Origin of the sequence: Buttiauxella noackiae ATCC 51607, assembly GCF_001654865.1 — a bacterium.
Classification (GTDB): Bacteria; Pseudomonadota; Gammaproteobacteria; order Enterobacterales; family Enterobacteriaceae; genus Buttiauxella; species Buttiauxella noackiae.
In genome coordinates, this window is record NZ_LXEO01000002.1 from 16,906 (window position 1) to 33,573 (window position 16,668).

Genomic DNA, 16,668 nt, shown 5'->3' on the forward strand with positions numbered 1-16,668 from the left:
TGGAGGGCTTATGCCGCTTCAATTTTACGATGCTTTTCCGGCACCTTTACCGGCATAGTTGCCAGCTCCTCCGGCTCAAACTCATCGACGTTGATGCTGCGCAGGCGGCTTGCTTCAGCTTTGGTGAGGATCGCCGCTTCGCCTGCATTGATCTTCCCTTCAGCCAGCCACTGTTTGGCTTGCTCATCAAGGCGGGTAAATGCCAGATTACGCCCGGTTTCTTTACAGATGCGCAGGTGGATTGGCTCAGCGGCCATGACGTCCATCAGTGCTTCTTCCAGCAGACCAGCAGGGTTGAACTCGCTTGGTGTCAGATACTGGCCCCGACCAATGCGTGAGCGGGTTGCTGATGGAATTTGCATGATCTTCGCCAGTTGATGATCCAGCTTGTCAGATGGGGCATCGTAACGACGGCCCAGCGGGAAGATAACGACACGCAACATGCCTGCCACAAACGCATTCGGGAAGTTGCGCAGTAAATCGTCAATCGCTTGTTCTGCCTGATACAACGCATCCTGAACACCCCAGTGAACCAGTGGCAGGTCAGCTTCGTTACGGCCTTCGTCGTCATAGCGTTTCAGCACCGATGAAGCGAGGTACAGCTGGCTCAGAATATCGCCCAGACGAGCTGAGATACGTTCACGACGTTTGAGGCTGCCACCCAGAACCGCCATGGATACGTCTGACAGCAATGCCAGGTTGGCGCTCAGTCGGTTCATATACTGGTAGTAGCGTTTGGTGGAATCTTTGGTCGGTGTGGCGCTGGTCAGGCCATTGGTTAAACCGAGCCACAGGCTGCGCATTTTATTGCTACCCACGTGGCCGATATGCTTAAACAGCAGCTTATCGAAGGCATTAACATCGTTGTTCTGCGCCGCAGTCATCTCATCGAGCACATACGGATGGCAACGAATGGCACCCTGGCCGAAGATAATCATGCTGCGTGTCAGAATATTCGCGCCTTCTACGGTAATTGCGATAGGCGCACCCTGATAAGCACGTGCCACAAAGTTAGAATTGCCCAGCATAATGCCTTTGCCGCCGACAATATCCATTGCATCCAGAATGGCGCGCTGGCCGCGGTGGGTACAGTGGTACTTAACGATAGCTGACAGAACGGCAGGTTTTTCACCGAGCATAATGCCGTAGGTCACCAGAGACGCGGCGGCATCCATCACATAAGCATTACCGGCAATACGCGCCAGTGGCTCTTCAATCCCTTCCATTTTACCGATGGAAATTCTGAACTGACGACGAATATGGGCATAAGCACCTGTCGCCATCGCCACAGATTTCAGGCCACCGGTTGAGTTGGATGGCAGGGTGATCCCACGGCCCACAGACAGACATTCCACCAGCATACGCCAGCCCTGGCCGGCCATTTTCGGGCCACCGATGATGTAATCGATCGGCACGAAAATATCTTTACCGCGAGTTGGCCCATTCTGGAATGGCACGTTAAGTGGGAAGTGGCGTTTGCCAATTTCCACACCTGGCGTGTGAGTTGGGATCAGCGCGCAGGTAATACCGAGATCTTCTTCCTCACCCAGCAAATGGTCCGGGTCAGACAGTTTGAATGCCAGGCCCAGAACGGTGGCAATGGGAGCGAGCGTAATGTAGCGCTTGTTCCAGGTCAGACGCATGCCGAGAACTTGCTGGCCTTGCCATTCGCCCATACAGACAACGCCGGTATCAGGAATGGCACCGGCATCGGAACCCGCTTCCGGGCTTGTCAGCGCAAAGCATGGGATCTCTTGTCCGCGTGCCAGCCGCGGCAGGTAATGATCTTTCTGCTCTTCTGTACCGTAATGTTGCAGCAATTCGCCCGGGCCTAATGAGTTAGGCACGCCAACGGTAATCGCCAGAATTCCGGAAACCCCAGACAGTTTTTGTAGTACGCGAGATTGCGCGTAAGCCGAAAACTCCAGGCCGCCGTACTCTTTCTTAATGATCATCGCAAAGAAGCGGTGTTCTTTTAAATAAGCCCACAATTCTGGCGGTAAATCTGCCATTTCGTGCGTGATCTGGAAGTCATTTGCCAGGCGGCAGGCTTCTTCAACCGGGCCGTCGATAAAGGCTTGTTCTTCTTCTGTCAGTTTAGGCTGCGGATAGTTGTGCAGCTTTTCCCAATCTGGTTTACCACGGAACAAATCGCCTTCCCACCAGGTTGTACCGGCATCGATAGCTTCTTTCTCAGTACGCGACATCGGCGGCATTACTTTGCGGAAGCTGCGGAACACGGGTGCGGAAATCAGAGATTTACGCATTGGTGTAAAGACGAATGGCACCAGAATTATCGCCAGTGGAACCAGTACCCAGATAGACCAGATACCAGCAAAACCAAGCGCGGCTGTCCACGCCAGTAGAATTGCGCTACTGAGCAGCAAATTGACCTGGTGATAGAAAAGCACACCGAGGAGAACGATGGTTGCGACAATACTCAAAATCAACATAAAGGAAACTCCCTTGCTTGTAGGAGGTCTGACCACTTGGATGTATTGGTTTTAGTTCATGTGGTTTTTTTTAGCAATATATTCACAAAATAATTACAACTCAGCTCACATTGTTACCGCACGGAACAGCAAAAGCAGGAGGATATGGCGCTTCTCGCGCTATCCGGTAAACTGCTGGGGTTAATCAATCGAAAAATACTGAAGGACATCCTCATGTACCAGGATCTTATTCGTAATGAATTGAATGAAGCGGCTGAAACGCTGGCTAACTTCCTGAAAGATGACGCTAACATTCATGCTATTCAGCGCGCGGCAGTATTGCTGGCTGATAGCTTTAAAGCAGGTGGCAAAGTGCTGTCATGTGGCAATGGTGGCTCACATTGTGATGCTATGCACTTTGCTGAAGAGTTGACAGGTCGCTACCGTGAAAACCGTCCGGGCTACCCGGCGATTGCGATTTCTGACGTCAGCCACATCTCTTGTGTGGGCAACGATTTTGGCTATGACCACATCTTCTCTCGTTATGTTGAAGCTGTTGGCCGTGAAGGCGATGTGCTGCTGGGGATCTCCACTTCAGGTAATTCCGGCAATGTAATTAAAGCCATTGAAGCTGCGCGTGCGAAAGGCATGAAAGTGATTACCCTGACGGGTAAAGACGGCGGCAAAATGGATGGGACTGCGGATGTCGAAATTCGTGTTCCACACTTTGGTTACGCTGACCGCATTCAGGAAATTCACATTAAAGTGATTCATATCCTGATTCAGTTGATCGAAAAAGAGATGGTTAAAGCTTAACGTTAATCCTCTTTGTTTTTTGTAGAGCGAATAAGCCTGTGCCATCCGCCGCCGCCATAACGCAGGTGGTGGATTGCACCTCGCTTCCACCCTACAAAACTGTGAAGAGGAGAATAGCAGTGGGAGAAGACTATGTGCGAATTGCTCGGGATGAGCGCCAATGTACCTACGGATATTTGCTTTAGCTTTACCGGTTTGGTGCAGCGTGGCGGTGGAACGGGGCCGCATAAAGACGGCTGGGGCATTACTTTCTATGAAGGTAAGGGATGTCGCACATTTAAAGATCCGCAACCGAGTTTTAATTCACCTATCGCAAAGCTTGTGCAGGATTACCCTATCAAATCTTGTTCAGTGGTCGCGCACATTCGCCAGGCTAACCGCGGAAAAGTGGCGCTTGAAAATACCCACCCTTTTACGCGCGAGTTATGGGGCCGTAACTGGACCTACGCTCACAATGGGCAGCTCAAAGGTCATCGCTCACTTGATACCGGGCCATTTCGCCCGATTGGCGAAACTGATAGCGAGCAGGCGTTTTGCTGGTTGCTTCATAAATTGACGCAACGTTATCCACGCACCCCTGGCAATATGCAGGCGGTGTTCCGCTACATCACTATTCTTGCCGCACAGTTACGAGAGAAAGGTGTGTTCAATATGTTGTTGTCGGATGGGCGATACGTGATGGCGTTTTGCTCCACCAATTTATACTGGATAACCCGACGGGCACCGTTTGGTGTGGCTAAACTGTTGGATCAGGATGTGGAGATCGATTTTCAGGAAGAGACCACACTCAACGATGTGGTCACTGTCATCGCGACTCAACCTCTTACAGGTAACGAAACCTGGCACAAGATTGCACCAGGTGAGTCGGAACTATTTTGTCTCGGGGAGCGCGTAGTTTGATGCCAGCTGCGGTTGTGTTGTATGCGCAATCGGCTTACTGATCACATAATTGCCGCTAACAACGGAAACGCCTGGCGGCTGATGATTCGCCATAAAGTAGTCATAACCTGGCTTCAGCTGTTTCCAGAAGTCGATGTAGTAAGAATACTTGTGACGTTGCATGTTGGCATCTGTCATGCGGAACGGATAGATGCTGACCTGTACGCTTGGTTGACCAAAGACTAAAGCACCGGTAACAAACTGGAAAATCTCATCAATGTTAGTGTCGGTCATCGCATAGCAGCCAATGGACACGCAAGCACCGTGAATCATCAGATATTGACCTTGATAACCATGCGAGCGATCAAACTCGTTCGGGAAGCCAATATTAATGGCTTTATAGAAGCGGCTATCAGGTTTTAGCTGGCTACGGGTCACGTTATAAAAACCTTCAGGACTTTTAAAATCACCCTGACGTTGTTTAGGACCTAGCCCACCGGAATAATTACAGATGCTATAGCTGTCGAGCAGTTGATACTGTTCGCCCATCTTCACATATAGCTCTAACGTGCGCTCTTCCTTAAATATCTGAATATAAACAGGAGAGCCCATAAGTTGTTGCTTGAATTCTTTACTGACAGGCGTGTTAGACGTATTGCCGCTTAATAAGCTGGCAAACGACATGCACGGTATCAGAAGCATCGCAATAATGAGTGCGATCTTGCGCATACTGCTTTATTCCTTGAAAAACTTATACCAAATGCCAGGACGGCAAAAAGAGACCCAAAATCAGAATACTCTGTATCAGGAGCGCTCACATTAGCATCGTTCTGAATTTTCGCAAGCCTGAAACAGAGCGATCCTACACATAAATAGCCGTTATGAAATACATTCACAAACATGAAGAGCTGCTTTTTGCGTAACAGCTCGCATTGCTGCACATCTCTATGCTGATTTCTGCCCCTTCAGAGGGCTAATGATGCTAAAATCCTTCGCGAATGTTGACCTGCGGATATGAAAGGAAACTATCCATAAGTCACTTGTTCCGGTTACCCGGGCGACTTATACCTCCCTCTCGTAATAGCGAATGGATGCGTTTCCTGTTTGTACCGCTTTATGTGTCGCATCGGTTGAATAGCATTTCGACCCATCCGTTGTCGGCTACACTTTTTTGTCGCGATGTTTAAGCCAATTTTAAACGTGATAACCTTATGATAAAAATCAAAAAAGGTCTGGATTTGCCTATTGCCGGTTTACCGGAACAGCAAATCCATGACGGCCCTGCGATACCTTTCGTGGCCCTGCTCGGTGAAGAGTATGTCGGCATGCGCCCTTCTATGCTTGTGCAGGAAGGTGACAAGGTATTGAAAGGCCAGCCTCTCTTCGAAGATAAAAAGAACCCGGGCGTGCTCTTTACCGCTCCTGCGAGTGGAACGGTAACGACGATTAATCGTGGTGAACGTCGCGTACTGCAATCTCTGGTTATTGAGGTTCAGGGTGATGAACAGGTCGTTTTTGAACACTTTGCACCTGAAAGTCTTGGCAAATTGCCGCGCGAAACTGTTCAGGCACAGCTGCTATCTTCTGGCCTGTGGACTGCACTTCGTACGCGACCATTCAGTAAAGCACCACAACCTGCGAGCGTTCCCGCGGCCATTTTTGTGACCGCCATTGATACCAATCCGCTGGCGGCCGATCCGCAACCCATTATTCGTGCGCATCGCGAAATGTTTGATGCAGGCTTAACACTATTGTCACGGCTGACAGATGGAAAAGTCCATGTCTGCCAGGCGGGTGGCGGTAAATTGGGTGGCCATGCTTGCGGACAAGTGACGTTTAATGAATTTGCCGGTCCTCACCCTGCTGGGTTAGTGGGCACACACATTCATTTCCTGGAGCCTGTTAGCCTGCAAAAAACGGTATGGCATCTTAACTACCAGGATGTGATTGCCATCGGCAAATTATTTATTGAAGGCGAATTGTGGACCGAACGCGTTATTGCGTTAGCCGGCCCACAGGTTAAAAAACCACGTCTGATTCGCACCCGTCTGGGGGCATCTCTGGAAGTGCTCACAGCTGGTGAGCTGGAAGAAGGCGAAAACCGCATCGTCTCCGGTTCTGTATTAAGTGGAACCATGGCCGCTGGCCCTCGTGCCTGGCTTGGTCGTTTCCACCTGCAAGTCACGGTTCTGAAAGAAGGGCGTGAAAAAGAACTGTTTGGTTGGGTAATGCCTGGTGCCAATAAATATTCGATTACACGCACCACGGTTGGCCACTTTCTGAAGCGCAAACTATTTAACTTCTCTACCGATACCAATGGTGGCGAACGCGCAATGGTGCCAATTGGTAACTATGAGCGTGTCATGCCGCTGGATATTCTGGCCACGATGTTATTGCGCGACTTACTGGCAGGAGATACCGACAGCGCTCAATTGCTGGGGTGTCTGGAGCTGGATGAAGAAGATTTGGCGCTTTGTACCTACGTTTGCCCGGGGAAATATGAATATGGCCCGGTGCTACGTGAGGTATTAACCCGCATCGAGCAGGAAGGATAAGTCATGGGCTTGAAGCATTTATTTGAAAAACTAGAGCCGCACTTCACGCAAGGCGGAAAGCTAGAAAAGTACTACCCGCTCTTTGAAGCGACGGCGACACTGTTTTATACGCCAGGCATCGTTACACCCGGAGCCTCCCATGTTCGTGATGCTATCGATCTGAAACGCATGATGATCCTGGTGTGGTTCGCTGTATTCCCGGCAATGTTCTGGGGCATGTACAACGTTGGGCTGCAAACTATTCCTGCCTTGAACAAGATGTACGGCGCAGAACAACTCCAGCAGGTGATTTCATCCGACTGGCATTATGTTGTCGCGCAGTGGCTGGGAGTAAACTTTACGCCTGATGCTGGCTGGCTCAGCATGATGACGCTTGGGGCCGTTTTCTTCCTGCCAATCTACATCACCGTGTTTTTGGTCGGTGGCTTCTGGGAAGTTCTATTCTCTATCATCCGCAAACATGAAATTAACGAAGGCTTCTTTGTTACTTCAATTCTTTTTGCGCTGGTGGTGCCACCAACGATGCCTTTGTGGCAAGCCGCACTCGGTATCAGTTTCGGTGTGGTTATCGCTAAAGAAATTTTCGGTGGGACAGGCCGTAACTTCCTGAACCCTGCACTGGCTGGCCGTGCGTTCCTGTTCTTCGCTTATCCAGCGCAAATCTCGGGCGACCTGGTGTGGACCGCGGCTGACGGTTTCTCTGGGGCAACTCCGCTTTCGCAATGGTCCCATGGCGGCGGTGAAGCATTAGTCAATGTTGTCACAGGCCAACCTGTTACATGGATGGATGCTTTCCTCGGCAATATTCCCGGTTCGATTGGTGAAGTTTCAACGCTGATGATCCTGATTGGTGGTGCGATTATCCTGTTTGGTCGGGTCGCATCCTGGCGCATCGTGGCGGGCGTTATGCTCGGCATGATTGCCACAGCAACGCTGTTTAACTTCATCGGTTCTGAAACCAACCCGCTATTTGCGATGCCGTGGTACTGGCATCTGGTGCTGGGTGGTTTTGCTTTCGGCATGATGTTTATGGCGACCGATCCGGTTTCGGCCTCGTTTACTAACAAAGGTAAATGGTGGTATGGGGCACTCATCGGCGTGATGTGTGTATTAATTCGAGTTGTAAACCCGGCCTATCCAGAAGGGATGATGCTGGCGATTCTGTTCGCCAACCTCTTTGCACCGTTGTTCGATTACCTGGTGGTGCAAGCCAATATCAAGCGGAGGAAGTCGCGTGGCTGAAGTAAAAAGTAACGATAGCATTGGCAGAACACTGCTGGTGGTGCTGGTGCTTTGCCTGGTTTGCTCCGTCGTGGTAGCTGGTTCTGCTGTGGGGCTTAAAGCTCGTCAGCAGGAGCAAAAAGCGCTCGATAAGCAACGTAACATTCTTGATGTTGCGGGTTTAGCAACACCAAAAATGACAGGTGAAGATGTTAAAGCCATCTTTGAATCACGCATTACACCGCGTTTGTTGGATTTGAAAAGTGGCGAGTTACTGGATAAAGACTCGTCTAAATTCGACCAGGCTGCAGCATTGCGTGATCCCAATCAGAGCAAAGCACTCACCTCTGACGAAGATCGTGCCGGGATAAAAAATCGCAGCAATATTGTTGAGATTTACCTGGTGCGGGATGAGCAAAACAAAATTCAGGAAGTAGTTTTGCCTGTGTATGGCAAAGGTCTGTGGTCGATGATGTACGCCTTTGTTTCTCTGCAAACCGATGGCCGCACGGTAAAAGGCATCACTTACTACGATCAGGGTGAAACCCCGGGTCTGGGTGGTGAGGTTGAAAACCCGAACTGGCGAGCCCAGTGGATTGGCAAAAAACTACTTGATGACAATGGCAAGCCTGCTATTCGTGTTGTGAAAGGCGGTGCGCGTCAGGGAGATGAGTACGGGGTAGATGGTTTATCCGGTGCCACGCTCACAGCAAACGGTGTACAACACACTTTTGATTTCTGGATGGGTGAACTCGGTTTTGGCCCCTTCCTGAAACAAGTACGTGAAGGAGCGCTCAACAATGGCTGATATTTCAGACATGAAAGAGGTCAAACGGGTACTGATTAGTCCTCTTGTGGATAACAACCCGATTGCCTTGCAAATACTCGGTGTCTGTTCGGCGCTGGCTGTAACGACGAAGCTGGAAACGGCGTTCGTAATGACCATCGCGGTAACTGTGGTGACAGCGTTCTCCAGCATGTTTATCTCGATGATCCGTAACCTGATTCCAAATAGTGTGCGAATCATCGTGCAGATGGCGATCATTGCTTCGTTAGTTATCGTCGTGGATCAGATCCTGCGTGCTTATGCTTACGAAATTTCCAAGCAATTATCTGTATTCGTCGGTCTGATCATCACCAACTGTATTGTGATGGGGCGTGCCGAAGCCTACGCCATGAAGTCGCCACCGCTGGCAAGCTTCATGGATGGTATCGGTAACGGCCTGGGATATGGCGTGATTCTGCTGTTAGTTGGCTTCCTGCGTGAGCTTATCGGTAGCGGTAAATTATTTGGTATCACGGTGCTTGAAACGGTGCAGAACGGTGGCTGGTATCAGCCAAACGGGATGTTCCTGCTGGCGCCGAGTGCGTTCTTTATTATCGGCCTGTTGATTTGGGCACTGCGTACGCTGAAGCCTGCGCAGCAGGAAAAGGACTAACTGACTATGGAACATATGATTAGTCTGTTTGTGCGTGCTGTGTTTATTGAGAACATGGCGCTCGCGTTCTTCCTTGGCATGTGTACCTTCCTGGCGGTTTCCAAGAAGGTTTCTACTGCATTTGGTTTAGGTGTCGCGGTTACCGTTGTTTTAGGGATTGCCGTTCCGGCGAATAACCTGGTTTATAACCTTGTGCTTCGCGACGGTGCATTGGTTGAAGGTGTTGACCTCAGCTTCCTGAATTTCATCACCTTCATTGGTGTGATTGCAGCGCTGGTGCAAATCCTTGAAATGATCCTCGATCGTTTCTTCCCGGCTCTCTATAACGCGCTGGGTATCTTCCTGCCGCTTATCACCGTTAACTGCGCCATTTTCGGTGGCGTGTCGTTTATGGTGCAGCGTGATTACAGCTTCGGTGAATCCATCGTTTATGGCGTGGGTTCCGGTGTAGGCTGGATGCTGGCTATCGTCGCGATGGCTGGTATTCGCGAGAAGATGAAATATGCCAATGTGCCCGCAGGATTGCGTGGCTTAGGAATCACCTTTATCACCACTGGGTTAATGGCACTAGGTTTCATGTCATTCTCCGGTGTGCAGCTATAAGGGCGGGAAGGTATGGAAATTATTCTTGGCGTGGTGATGTTCACGCTTATTGTTTTGGCTCTGGCGTTGATGATTCTGTTTGCCAAGTCAAAGCTTGTTAACTCCGGCGACGTGCTGATTGAGATTAACAACGAAGCAGACAAACAGTTCCATGCTCCGGCGGGTGACAAACTGCTCAACACACTGTCAAACCAAGGGATATTCATCTCCTCGGCTTGTGGTGGTGGTGGTTCTTGCGGGCAATGCCGTGTCACAGTTAAAGAAGGCGGTGGTGATATTCTGCCTACCGAACTTTCGCATATCACCAAACGTGAAGCGAAAGAGGGCTGCCGTCTTGCCTGTCAGGTTGCCGTTAAGCAGGATATGAAAATTGAGCTGCCAGAGGAAATCTTTGGCGTTAAAAAATGGGAATGCGAAGTTATCTCCAACGATAACAAAGCGACGTTCATTAAAGAACTCAAGCTGCGTATTCCTGATGGTGACGTAGTGCCGTTTCGTGCGGGGGGTTACATCCAGATTGAAAGCCCACCTCACGAAGTTAACTACCAGGACTTTGATGTTCCGCAGGAATACCGTGGCGACTGGGATAAATTTAACCTGTTCCGTTTCAAGTCTGTGGTGAAAGAACCCTGTGTTCGCGCCTATTCCATGGCGAACTACCCGGATGAGAAAGGCATTATCATGCTGAACGTGCGTATCGCTACGCCGCCACCAAATGTGCCAGATGTCCCTCCGGGTATTATGTCCTCTTATATCTGGTCGCTGAAAGCGGGCGATAAAGTGACAATTTCTGGGCCGTTCGGTGAATTCTTTGCCAAAGATACGAATGCAGAAATGGTGTTTATCGGCGGTGGTGCCGGTATGGCGCCAATGCGTTCACACATCTTTGACCAGCTCAAACGCCTTCATAGCACGCGCAAAATCAGCTTCTGGTACGGCGCACGTTCGTTACGTGAAATGTTCTACGAAGAAGAGTTTGAAAAACTGGCGCAGGAAAATCCGAACTTCACGTTCAATGTGGCGCTTTCTGATCCACAGCCAGAAGATAACTGGACGGGTTACACCGGCTTTATCCACAACGTATTATTAGAAAACTATCTTCGCAGCCACCCGGCACCAGAAGACTGTGAATTCTATATGTGTGGGCCGCCGATGATGAACGCCGCAGTGATTAAAATGCTTAAAGACCTGGGTGTTGAGGATGAAAATATCATGCTCGATGACTTTGGCGGCTGACGGGAGCCATTATGCTGACGGTATTTTTAGCCACCTTCGTTATATTTTTGCTGGTGATATTTGGTATGTCACTAGGGGTTATCGTGAAACGCAAAGCGCTTCAGGGTAGTTGTGGTGGCATTGCAGCACTCGGCATGGAGAAGGTCTGCAACTGTCCTGAACCTTGCGATGCGCGTAAAAAGCGTATGGCGAAAGCCGAACGGCTGGCAAAAATTCAGCAAAACCGCATCATATAAGCTCCTTAAAACCTCCCGTTTTGTCGGGAGGTTTTCTTAGATACAGACTTTCCTCTCTCAATATTTTAACTGTATACTTATCCAGTGATGTAATGGATGTGAAAAGTATGCGTAAAATCATTCATGTCGATATGGATTGCTTTTTTGCAGCCGTAGAGATGCGTGATAACCCCGCTTTACGGGATGTCCCACTGGCTATTGGCGGCAGCGCACAACGCCGTGGTGTTATCAGTACCGCAAATTACCCGGCAAGAAAATTTGGTGTGCACAGCGCAATGTCAACTGCGATGGCACTCAAATTATGTCCTCACCTGACACTTTTGCCGGGGCGTTTTGACGCATATAAAGATGCATCAAATCATATTCGTGAGATATTTAGCCGCTACACCAATCTTATTGAACCGCTTTCGCTTGATGAGGCTTATCTGGATGTTACCGATAGCCTGAACTGCCACGGCTCTGCAACGCTCATGGCGCACGAAATTCGCCAGTCCATTTCTGATGAGCTTAACCTTACGGCTTCCGCGGGGATAGCCCCGATAAAATTCCTTGCCAAAATCGCCTCAGATCTGAACAAACCGAACGGGCAATATGTGATTACCCCTGAGCAGATTCCTGCATTTTTGCAAACCTTGCCGCTCGGTAAAATTCCAGGCGTTGGCAAAGTCACTGCGGGAAAGCTAGAAAGTCTGGGGCTACGTACCTGTGCTGATGTGCAGAATACCGATCTAGCTTCGTTGCTCAAACGTTTTGGAAAATTTGGGCGCGTTCTGTGGGAGCGAAGCCAGGGCATTGACGAGCGGGAGATAAACAATGAACGGCAGCGCAAATCTGTTGGCGTAGAGAAAACATTGGCTGAAGACATTCATGATTGGCAGGAGTGTGAAGCCATCATTGAGCAGCTTTATGCTGAACTTGAGCGACGTTTGATAAAGGTGAAACCAGATTTATTGATTGCTCGTCAGGGAGTCAAACTCAAGTTTAATGATTTCCAGCAAACCACTCAGGAACATGTGTGGCCGCAGCTCAATAAAGCCGATTTAATCGCAACGGCGAAGAAAACATGGGAAGAGCGCAGGGGAGGGCGAGGCGTAAGGCTGGTGGGACTACATGTCACGTTACTGGACCCGCAGTTGGAGCGCCAACTGGTTCTGGGATTATAAAAAAAACCCTTTCAATGAAAGGGTTTTTGAGTGCACGTATTTGGCTTACTTAACTGGAATTGCTTTTAGCAGCTCAGTCAGCAGGATCCAGTATTGGCCAACGCTTGCAATATGAACCTGTTCATCAGGCGAGTGTGGACCTGTAATGGTCGGCCCAATAGACACCATATCCATCTCAGGGTAAGGCTTCTTGAACAGACCACATTCCAGACCGGCATGGATAACCATGATGTTTGGTGTCTTGTTGAACAGCTTTTGGTAAGTTTCACGAACCAGAGCCATTACCGGGGATTTTGCATCTGGCTGCCAGCCTGGGTAGCTGCCTTTCGCAACGCTTTCTGCGCCAGCAAGCTGACCCAGTGCGTGAAGCATGCCAACCACATAATCTTTGCCGCTATCAATCAATGAACGAATCAGGCAGATGATTTCTGCGCTCTCATCTTTCATTGTGACCACACCCACGTTCAGTGAGGTTTCCACTACACCTTTTACAGCATCGGAATTGCGGATAACGCCGTTTGGCATTGCGTTGAGCAAGTTAATGAAAGCTTCGCGGCTTTTTACTGTCAGCGCGGATTTGTCTGTGCTGGTCGCTTCAACCAGAACGGCTGTGTTTTTCTCAACGGCACCCAGCTCATTTTGCAGAATTGACAGGAACTGCGCTGCCAGTTGCTTGAGTTGTGCTGCTTTATCGGCAGGTACAGCAAGGATAGCTGAACCTTCACGAGGGATTGCGTTGCGCAGCGTACCACCGTTCAGATCAATCAGACGAGCATCCAGTTCTGCTGCGTGAGCGAACAGGAAACGCGCCAGCAATTTATTTGCATTGCCCAGACCCAAATGGATCTCAGCACCAGAGTGACCACCTTTCAGACCTTTGATGGTCAGTTTGTAGGTTTCGTAACCTGCTGGAATCGCTTCACGTTGGAGTGGCAGCGTGGAGATAAAATCAATCCCGCCAGCACAACCCATATAAATCTCACCTTCTTCTTCTGAGTCGGTGTTGATCAGGATATCAGCTTGCAACCAGCCCGCTTGCAGGCCAAAAGCACCGTCCATACCCGCTTCTTCGGTCATGGTCAGCAGTACTTCTAACGGGCCATGAGACACGGAATCATCAGCCAACACTGCCAATGCAGATGCCATACCGATACCGTTATCTGCACCCAGCGTAGTACCGCGCGCTTTAACCCACTCGCCGTCGATATATGGCTGAATCGGGTCTTTAGTGAAATCATGGACAGTGTCGTTATTTTTCTGCGGCACCATATCAAGGTGAGCTTGCAGGACAACCGTTTTACGGTTTTCCATACCAACTGTTGCAGGTTTGCGGATCAGGATATTACCAACCTGGTCGCGCTCAACATGCAGGCCTTTTTCTTTTGCCCAGGACAGAATATGTTCCGCGAGTTGTTCTTCATGATAAGAAGGGTGCGGAATAGAACAGATTTTGGCAAAAATATCCCACAGCGGCTGTGGAGATAATTGAGACAATTCAGACACGATAAGTCTCCTTGACATCGACTCTGCTGACAATTTTGGTTCGCAGAGCGCAGGATTGATCTTAATGAAATACAACACAAGTAAGCATTGTGCGCTGGCCTGAGAATACCACTATAACTAAGGCTGTGACGAACTAAAGCACGTAAAAACGAGCGGGACAGGCCTACAGTACTGGTTTTTAGTGCGTCAGATCTCTATAATCTCGCGCAACCAAAACCCCTTTGAACATTTTTAAGCCGTTAATAACTGGCTGGGATAATTTCACATGAGCGAAAAATACATCGTCACCTGGGACATGTTGCAGATTCACGCGCGTAAGTTGGCAAGCCGTCTGCTTCCTGCTGAACAGTGGAAAGGCATTATTGCTGTTAGCCGTGGCGGCCTGGTTCCTGGCGCACTGTTGGCGCGTGAACTGGGGATTCGTCATGTTGATACCGTATGCATCTCCAGCTATGACCACGATAATCAGCGTGAGCTGACCGTACTGAAACGTGCTGAAGGTGATGGTGAAGGTTTCATCGTTATCGATGACCTGGTAGATACTGGCGGTACCGCGGTTGCTATCCGTGAAATGTATCCAAAAGCGCATTTCGTCACTATCTTCGCCAAGCCTGCTGGTCAGCCTTTAGTTGATGATTATGTCATCGATATCCCGCAAGATACCTGGATTGAACAGCCGTGGGATATGGGCGTTGTTTTCGTTCCACCATTAGCTGGTCGTTAATTTTTCCTCTTCGGAAAATATCATTACAGATTTGCATTGATTTACGCCCGGCATAGCCGGGCGTTTGTGTTATTTGGATGCTGACAGAGTACAATAGCCCCATTCCTGACGTTTGTATGGAGGCAGAAACGATGTCGCAGGCCAATCTTAGCGAAACTCTGTTTAAACCACGATTTAAGCACCCCGAAACTTCGACCCTGGTTCGGCGTGCTAAGCATCAAGCCGCTCCTGTTATCCAGTCAGCTCTGGACGGTGCAACAGCTCCTCAGTGGTATCGCATGATCAACCGCCTGCTCTGGGTTTGGCGCGGTGTCGATCCGCTCGAAATCCTCGAAGTACAGTCGCGAATTACCATGTGCAAGGCCGAACGCACCAATGATGAGTTATTTGATACGGTCATTGGCTATCGTGGTGGGAACTGGATTTATGAATGGTCAAAGCAAGCGATGCAATGGCAACAGCGAGCTAACCAGGAAACAGACAAGGTACTTAGCGGCAAGTATTGGTTACAGGCCGCTAATCTTTATAGCATTGCAGCCTACCCACATCTGAAAGGTGATCAACTTGCAGAACAGGCACAAGTTCTGGCAAATCGCGCGTATGAAGAAGCAGCCCCCCGTCTTTCCGGCGGCTTGCGTGAACTTGAATTCCCAATCCCTGGTGGCGGAACAATAACCGGATTCTTACACCTTCCAAAAGAAGGGCAGGGGCCATTCCCGACGGTGTTGATTTGCGGTGGCCTTGACGCTTTGCAGAGCGATTATTACAACTTATTTGATAAGTATTTTGCACCTGAAGGTATGGCGATGTTGACCATCGATATGCCATCGATTGGCTTCTCTTCAAAATGGAAACTGACTCAGGATTCCAGTCTTTTACACCAGCATGTTCTGAAGGCGTTACCGAATATTCCGTGGGTCGATCACACTCGTGTAGCAGCGTTTGGTTTCCGGTTTGGTGCTAACGTAGCAGTACGGTTGGGATATATCGAAGCACCCCGTTTGAAAGCGGTGGCATGCCTTGGACCCGTTGTTCATAGCTTATTGAGCGACGCATCACGGCAGGCACAGGTGCCCGAGATGTATATTGATGTACTGGCAAGTCGTCTTGGGATGAATGATGCATCAGATAGCGCCTTGCGTGTGGAGTTGAATCGCTATTCACTAAAAACCCAGGGACTGTTGGGGCGTCACTGCCCAACGCCAATGCTATCTGGTTACTGGGTAAACGATCCATTCAGCCCGGAAGAAGACTCCCGTTTAATCACTTCGTCATCTGCGGATGGTAAGTTGCTGGCGATCCCGTTTAACCCGGTGTATCGCAACTTTGACAAAGCGCTGAAAGAAATTACTGGATGGATCAAGCAGAGATTGCGTTAAAGATTTGCTAAATTTCATCGGTTTGGTAAAACAGTTGCTTCACAACAGGAGATCGCAATGACGTTACCGAGTGGACACCCGAAAAGTAGATTGATTAAAAAATTCGCCTCGCTTGGCCCATATATCCGGGAAGAGCAGTGTGAAGATAACCGTTTCTTCTTCGATTGCCTGGCTGTGTGCGTTAATGTGAAGCCAGCACCAGAAAAACGTGAATTCTGGGGCTGGTGGATGGAGCTGGAAGCGCAGGAAAAGCAATTTACCTATACATACCATTTTGGTCTGTTCGACAAAGATGGTAAGTGGACTGCAACAGCGGCAAAAGACAAAGAAGTAGATGAAAGACTTGAGCAAACACTACGTGGTTTCCATGAGCGCCTGCGCGAGTTATTAAGCACTCTGAGCCTGGATTTGGTACCCGCAGAAAACTTTGCGGAAAAACCCGTTAAGCTTTCGGCCTGAAATAAAAAACCCCCATCCTTCAT

Annotated in this window: 16 protein-coding genes; 13 read left to right on the forward strand and 3 right to left on the reverse strand. The window is 49.5% G+C overall.

All coding sequences use genetic code 11. The features are described from left to right. Positions 1-8 precede the first annotated feature (8 nt). Positions 9-2,453 (reverse strand): acyl-CoA dehydrogenase FadE, encoded by a 2,445-nt coding sequence (fadE, locus tag M979_RS00120; protein ID WP_064552963.1) that lies wholly within the window; start codon positions 2,451-2,453, stop codon positions 9-11. 213 nt (positions 2,454-2,666) lie between these two features. Here fadE and lpcA point away from each other — a divergent pair, with 213 nt between their 5' ends. Both lpcA and M979_RS00130 read left to right on the forward strand, forming a co-directional pair. Continuing rightward, a complete protein-coding gene (lpcA, locus tag M979_RS00125; RefSeq protein WP_064553165.1) occupies positions 2,667-3,248 on the forward strand; it encodes a D-sedoheptulose 7-phosphate isomerase in 582 nt (193 codons plus the stop codon). A 132-nt stretch (positions 3,249-3,380) separates the two neighbouring features. After that, positions 3,381-4,148, forward strand: a complete 768-nt coding sequence (locus M979_RS00130) for a class II glutamine amidotransferase (RefSeq protein ID WP_034461591.1) — start codon at positions 3,381-3,383, stop codon at positions 4,146-4,148. Here M979_RS00130 and dpaA read toward each other — a convergent pair. Then, the gene (dpaA, locus tag M979_RS00135; RefSeq protein WP_034461593.1) at positions 4,119-4,856 is read right to left on the reverse strand and encodes a peptidoglycan meso-diaminopimelic acid protein amidase; all 738 of its coding nucleotides are present in this window, start codon (positions 4,854-4,856) and stop codon (positions 4,119-4,121) included. The two genes, M979_RS00130 and dpaA, sit on opposite strands and share 30 nt — an antisense overlap. A gap of 482 nt (positions 4,857-5,338) precedes the next feature. On the opposite strand from dpaA, the gene M979_RS00140 reads away from it, so the two are divergent. The 8 genes from M979_RS00140 to dinB all read left to right on the forward strand — a co-directional run bounded on the left by M979_RS00140 (position 5,339) and on the right by dinB (position 12,580). Further along, positions 5,339-6,682 carry a Na(+)-translocating NADH-quinone reductase subunit A gene (locus tag M979_RS00140; protein ID WP_064552965.1) on the forward strand — a complete coding sequence of 448 codons (1,344 nt, stop codon included), beginning with the start codon at positions 5,339-5,341 and terminating at the stop codon, positions 6,680-6,682. A gap of 3 nt (positions 6,683-6,685) precedes the next feature. Next, on the forward strand, positions 6,686-7,924 hold the full coding sequence (locus M979_RS00145; protein ID WP_034461596.1) for an NADH:ubiquinone reductase (Na(+)-transporting) subunit B: 1,239 nt from the start codon (positions 6,686-6,688) through the stop codon (positions 7,922-7,924). After that, complete coding sequence (locus M979_RS00150) at positions 7,917-8,711, forward strand: Na(+)-translocating NADH-quinone reductase subunit C (RefSeq protein WP_064552967.1); 795 nt, start codon at positions 7,917-7,919, stop codon at positions 8,709-8,711. The genes M979_RS00145 and M979_RS00150 overlap by 8 nt, the downstream gene beginning before the upstream one ends. After that, positions 8,704-9,342, forward strand: a complete 639-nt coding sequence (locus M979_RS00155) for an NADH:ubiquinone reductase (Na(+)-transporting) subunit D (protein ID WP_083963872.1) — start codon at positions 8,704-8,706, stop codon at positions 9,340-9,342. The genes M979_RS00150 and M979_RS00155 overlap by 8 nt, the downstream gene beginning before the upstream one ends. Before the next feature lie 6 nt (positions 9,343-9,348). Further along, positions 9,349-9,945 carry an NADH:ubiquinone reductase (Na(+)-transporting) subunit E gene (nqrE, locus tag M979_RS00160; RefSeq protein WP_034461600.1) on the forward strand — a complete coding sequence of 199 codons (597 nt, stop codon included), beginning with the start codon at positions 9,349-9,351 and terminating at the stop codon, positions 9,943-9,945. A gap of 12 nt (positions 9,946-9,957) precedes the next feature. Continuing rightward, positions 9,958-11,181 carry an NADH:ubiquinone reductase (Na(+)-transporting) subunit F gene (gene nqrF, locus M979_RS00165; RefSeq protein WP_064552969.1) on the forward strand — a complete coding sequence of 408 codons (1,224 nt, stop codon included), beginning with the start codon at positions 9,958-9,960 and terminating at the stop codon, positions 11,179-11,181. A gap of 11 nt (positions 11,182-11,192) precedes the next feature. Next, complete coding sequence (gene nqrM, locus M979_RS00170; protein ID WP_034461602.1) at positions 11,193-11,417, forward strand: (Na+)-NQR maturation NqrM; 225 nt, start codon at positions 11,193-11,195, stop codon at positions 11,415-11,417. A gap of 107 nt (positions 11,418-11,524) precedes the next feature. Then, the gene (dinB, locus tag M979_RS00175; protein WP_064552971.1) at positions 11,525-12,580 is read left to right on the forward strand and encodes a DNA polymerase IV; all 1,056 of its coding nucleotides are present in this window, start codon (positions 11,525-11,527) and stop codon (positions 12,578-12,580) included. Positions 12,581-12,625: 45 nt separating this feature from the next. On the opposite strand, the gene pepD is transcribed toward dinB, so the two are convergent. Beyond that, positions 12,626-14,083: a beta-Ala-His dipeptidase gene (pepD, locus tag M979_RS00180; protein ID WP_064552973.1), complete on the reverse strand. Its 1,458-nt coding sequence runs from the start codon at positions 14,081-14,083 to the stop codon at positions 12,626-12,628. Positions 14,084-14,348: 265 nt separating this feature from the next. Between pepD and gpt the strand changes: the two genes are divergently transcribed. From gpt to crl, 3 genes are all read left to right on the forward strand, one after another. Then, positions 14,349-14,807: a xanthine phosphoribosyltransferase gene (gene gpt / locus M979_RS00185; RefSeq protein ID WP_034457839.1), complete on the forward strand. Its 459-nt coding sequence runs from the start codon at positions 14,349-14,351 to the stop codon at positions 14,805-14,807. Between the two features lie 131 nt (positions 14,808-14,938). Beyond that, the gene (gene frsA / locus M979_RS00190; RefSeq protein ID WP_064552975.1) at positions 14,939-16,186 is read left to right on the forward strand and encodes an esterase FrsA; all 1,248 of its coding nucleotides are present in this window, start codon (positions 14,939-14,941) and stop codon (positions 16,184-16,186) included. Between the two features lie 57 nt (positions 16,187-16,243). Further along, positions 16,244-16,645 carry a sigma factor-binding protein Crl gene (gene crl / locus M979_RS00195; RefSeq protein WP_064552976.1) on the forward strand — a complete coding sequence of 134 codons (402 nt, stop codon included), beginning with the start codon at positions 16,244-16,246 and terminating at the stop codon, positions 16,643-16,645. Positions 16,646-16,668 lie beyond the last annotated feature (23 nt).

Excerpts from the sequence above, each read along its gene's own strand:
- fadE (WP_064552963.1), bottom strand. The coding sequence starts at position 2,453 with ATGTTGATTTTGAGTATTGTCGCAACCATCGTTCTCCTCGGTGTGCTT.
- lpcA (WP_064553165.1), top strand. The coding sequence starts at position 2,667 with ATGTACCAGGATCTTATTCGTAATGAATTGAATGAAGCGGCTGAAACG.
- M979_RS00130 (WP_034461591.1), top strand. The coding sequence starts at position 3,381 with ATGTGCGAATTGCTCGGGATGAGCGCCAATGTACCTACGGATATTTGC.
- dpaA (WP_034461593.1), bottom strand. The coding sequence starts at position 4,856 with ATGCGCAAGATCGCACTCATTATTGCGATGCTTCTGATACCGTGCATG.
- M979_RS00140 (WP_064552965.1), top strand. The coding sequence starts at position 5,339 with ATGATAAAAATCAAAAAAGGTCTGGATTTGCCTATTGCCGGTTTACCG.
- M979_RS00145 (WP_034461596.1), top strand. The coding sequence starts at position 6,686 with ATGGGCTTGAAGCATTTATTTGAAAAACTAGAGCCGCACTTCACGCAA.
- M979_RS00155 (WP_083963872.1), top strand. The coding sequence starts at position 8,704 with ATGGCTGATATTTCAGACATGAAAGAGGTCAAACGGGTACTGATTAGT.
- nqrE (WP_034461600.1), top strand. The coding sequence starts at position 9,349 with ATGGAACATATGATTAGTCTGTTTGTGCGTGCTGTGTTTATTGAGAAC.
- nqrF (WP_064552969.1), top strand. The coding sequence starts at position 9,958 with ATGGAAATTATTCTTGGCGTGGTGATGTTCACGCTTATTGTTTTGGCT.
- nqrM (WP_034461602.1), top strand. The coding sequence starts at position 11,193 with ATGCTGACGGTATTTTTAGCCACCTTCGTTATATTTTTGCTGGTGATA.
- dinB (WP_064552971.1), top strand. The coding sequence starts at position 11,525 with ATGCGTAAAATCATTCATGTCGATATGGATTGCTTTTTTGCAGCCGTA.
- gpt (WP_034457839.1), top strand. The coding sequence starts at position 14,349 with ATGAGCGAAAAATACATCGTCACCTGGGACATGTTGCAGATTCACGCG.
- frsA (WP_064552975.1), top strand. The coding sequence starts at position 14,939 with ATGTCGCAGGCCAATCTTAGCGAAACTCTGTTTAAACCACGATTTAAG.
- crl (WP_064552976.1), top strand. The coding sequence starts at position 16,244 with ATGACGTTACCGAGTGGACACCCGAAAAGTAGATTGATTAAAAAATTC.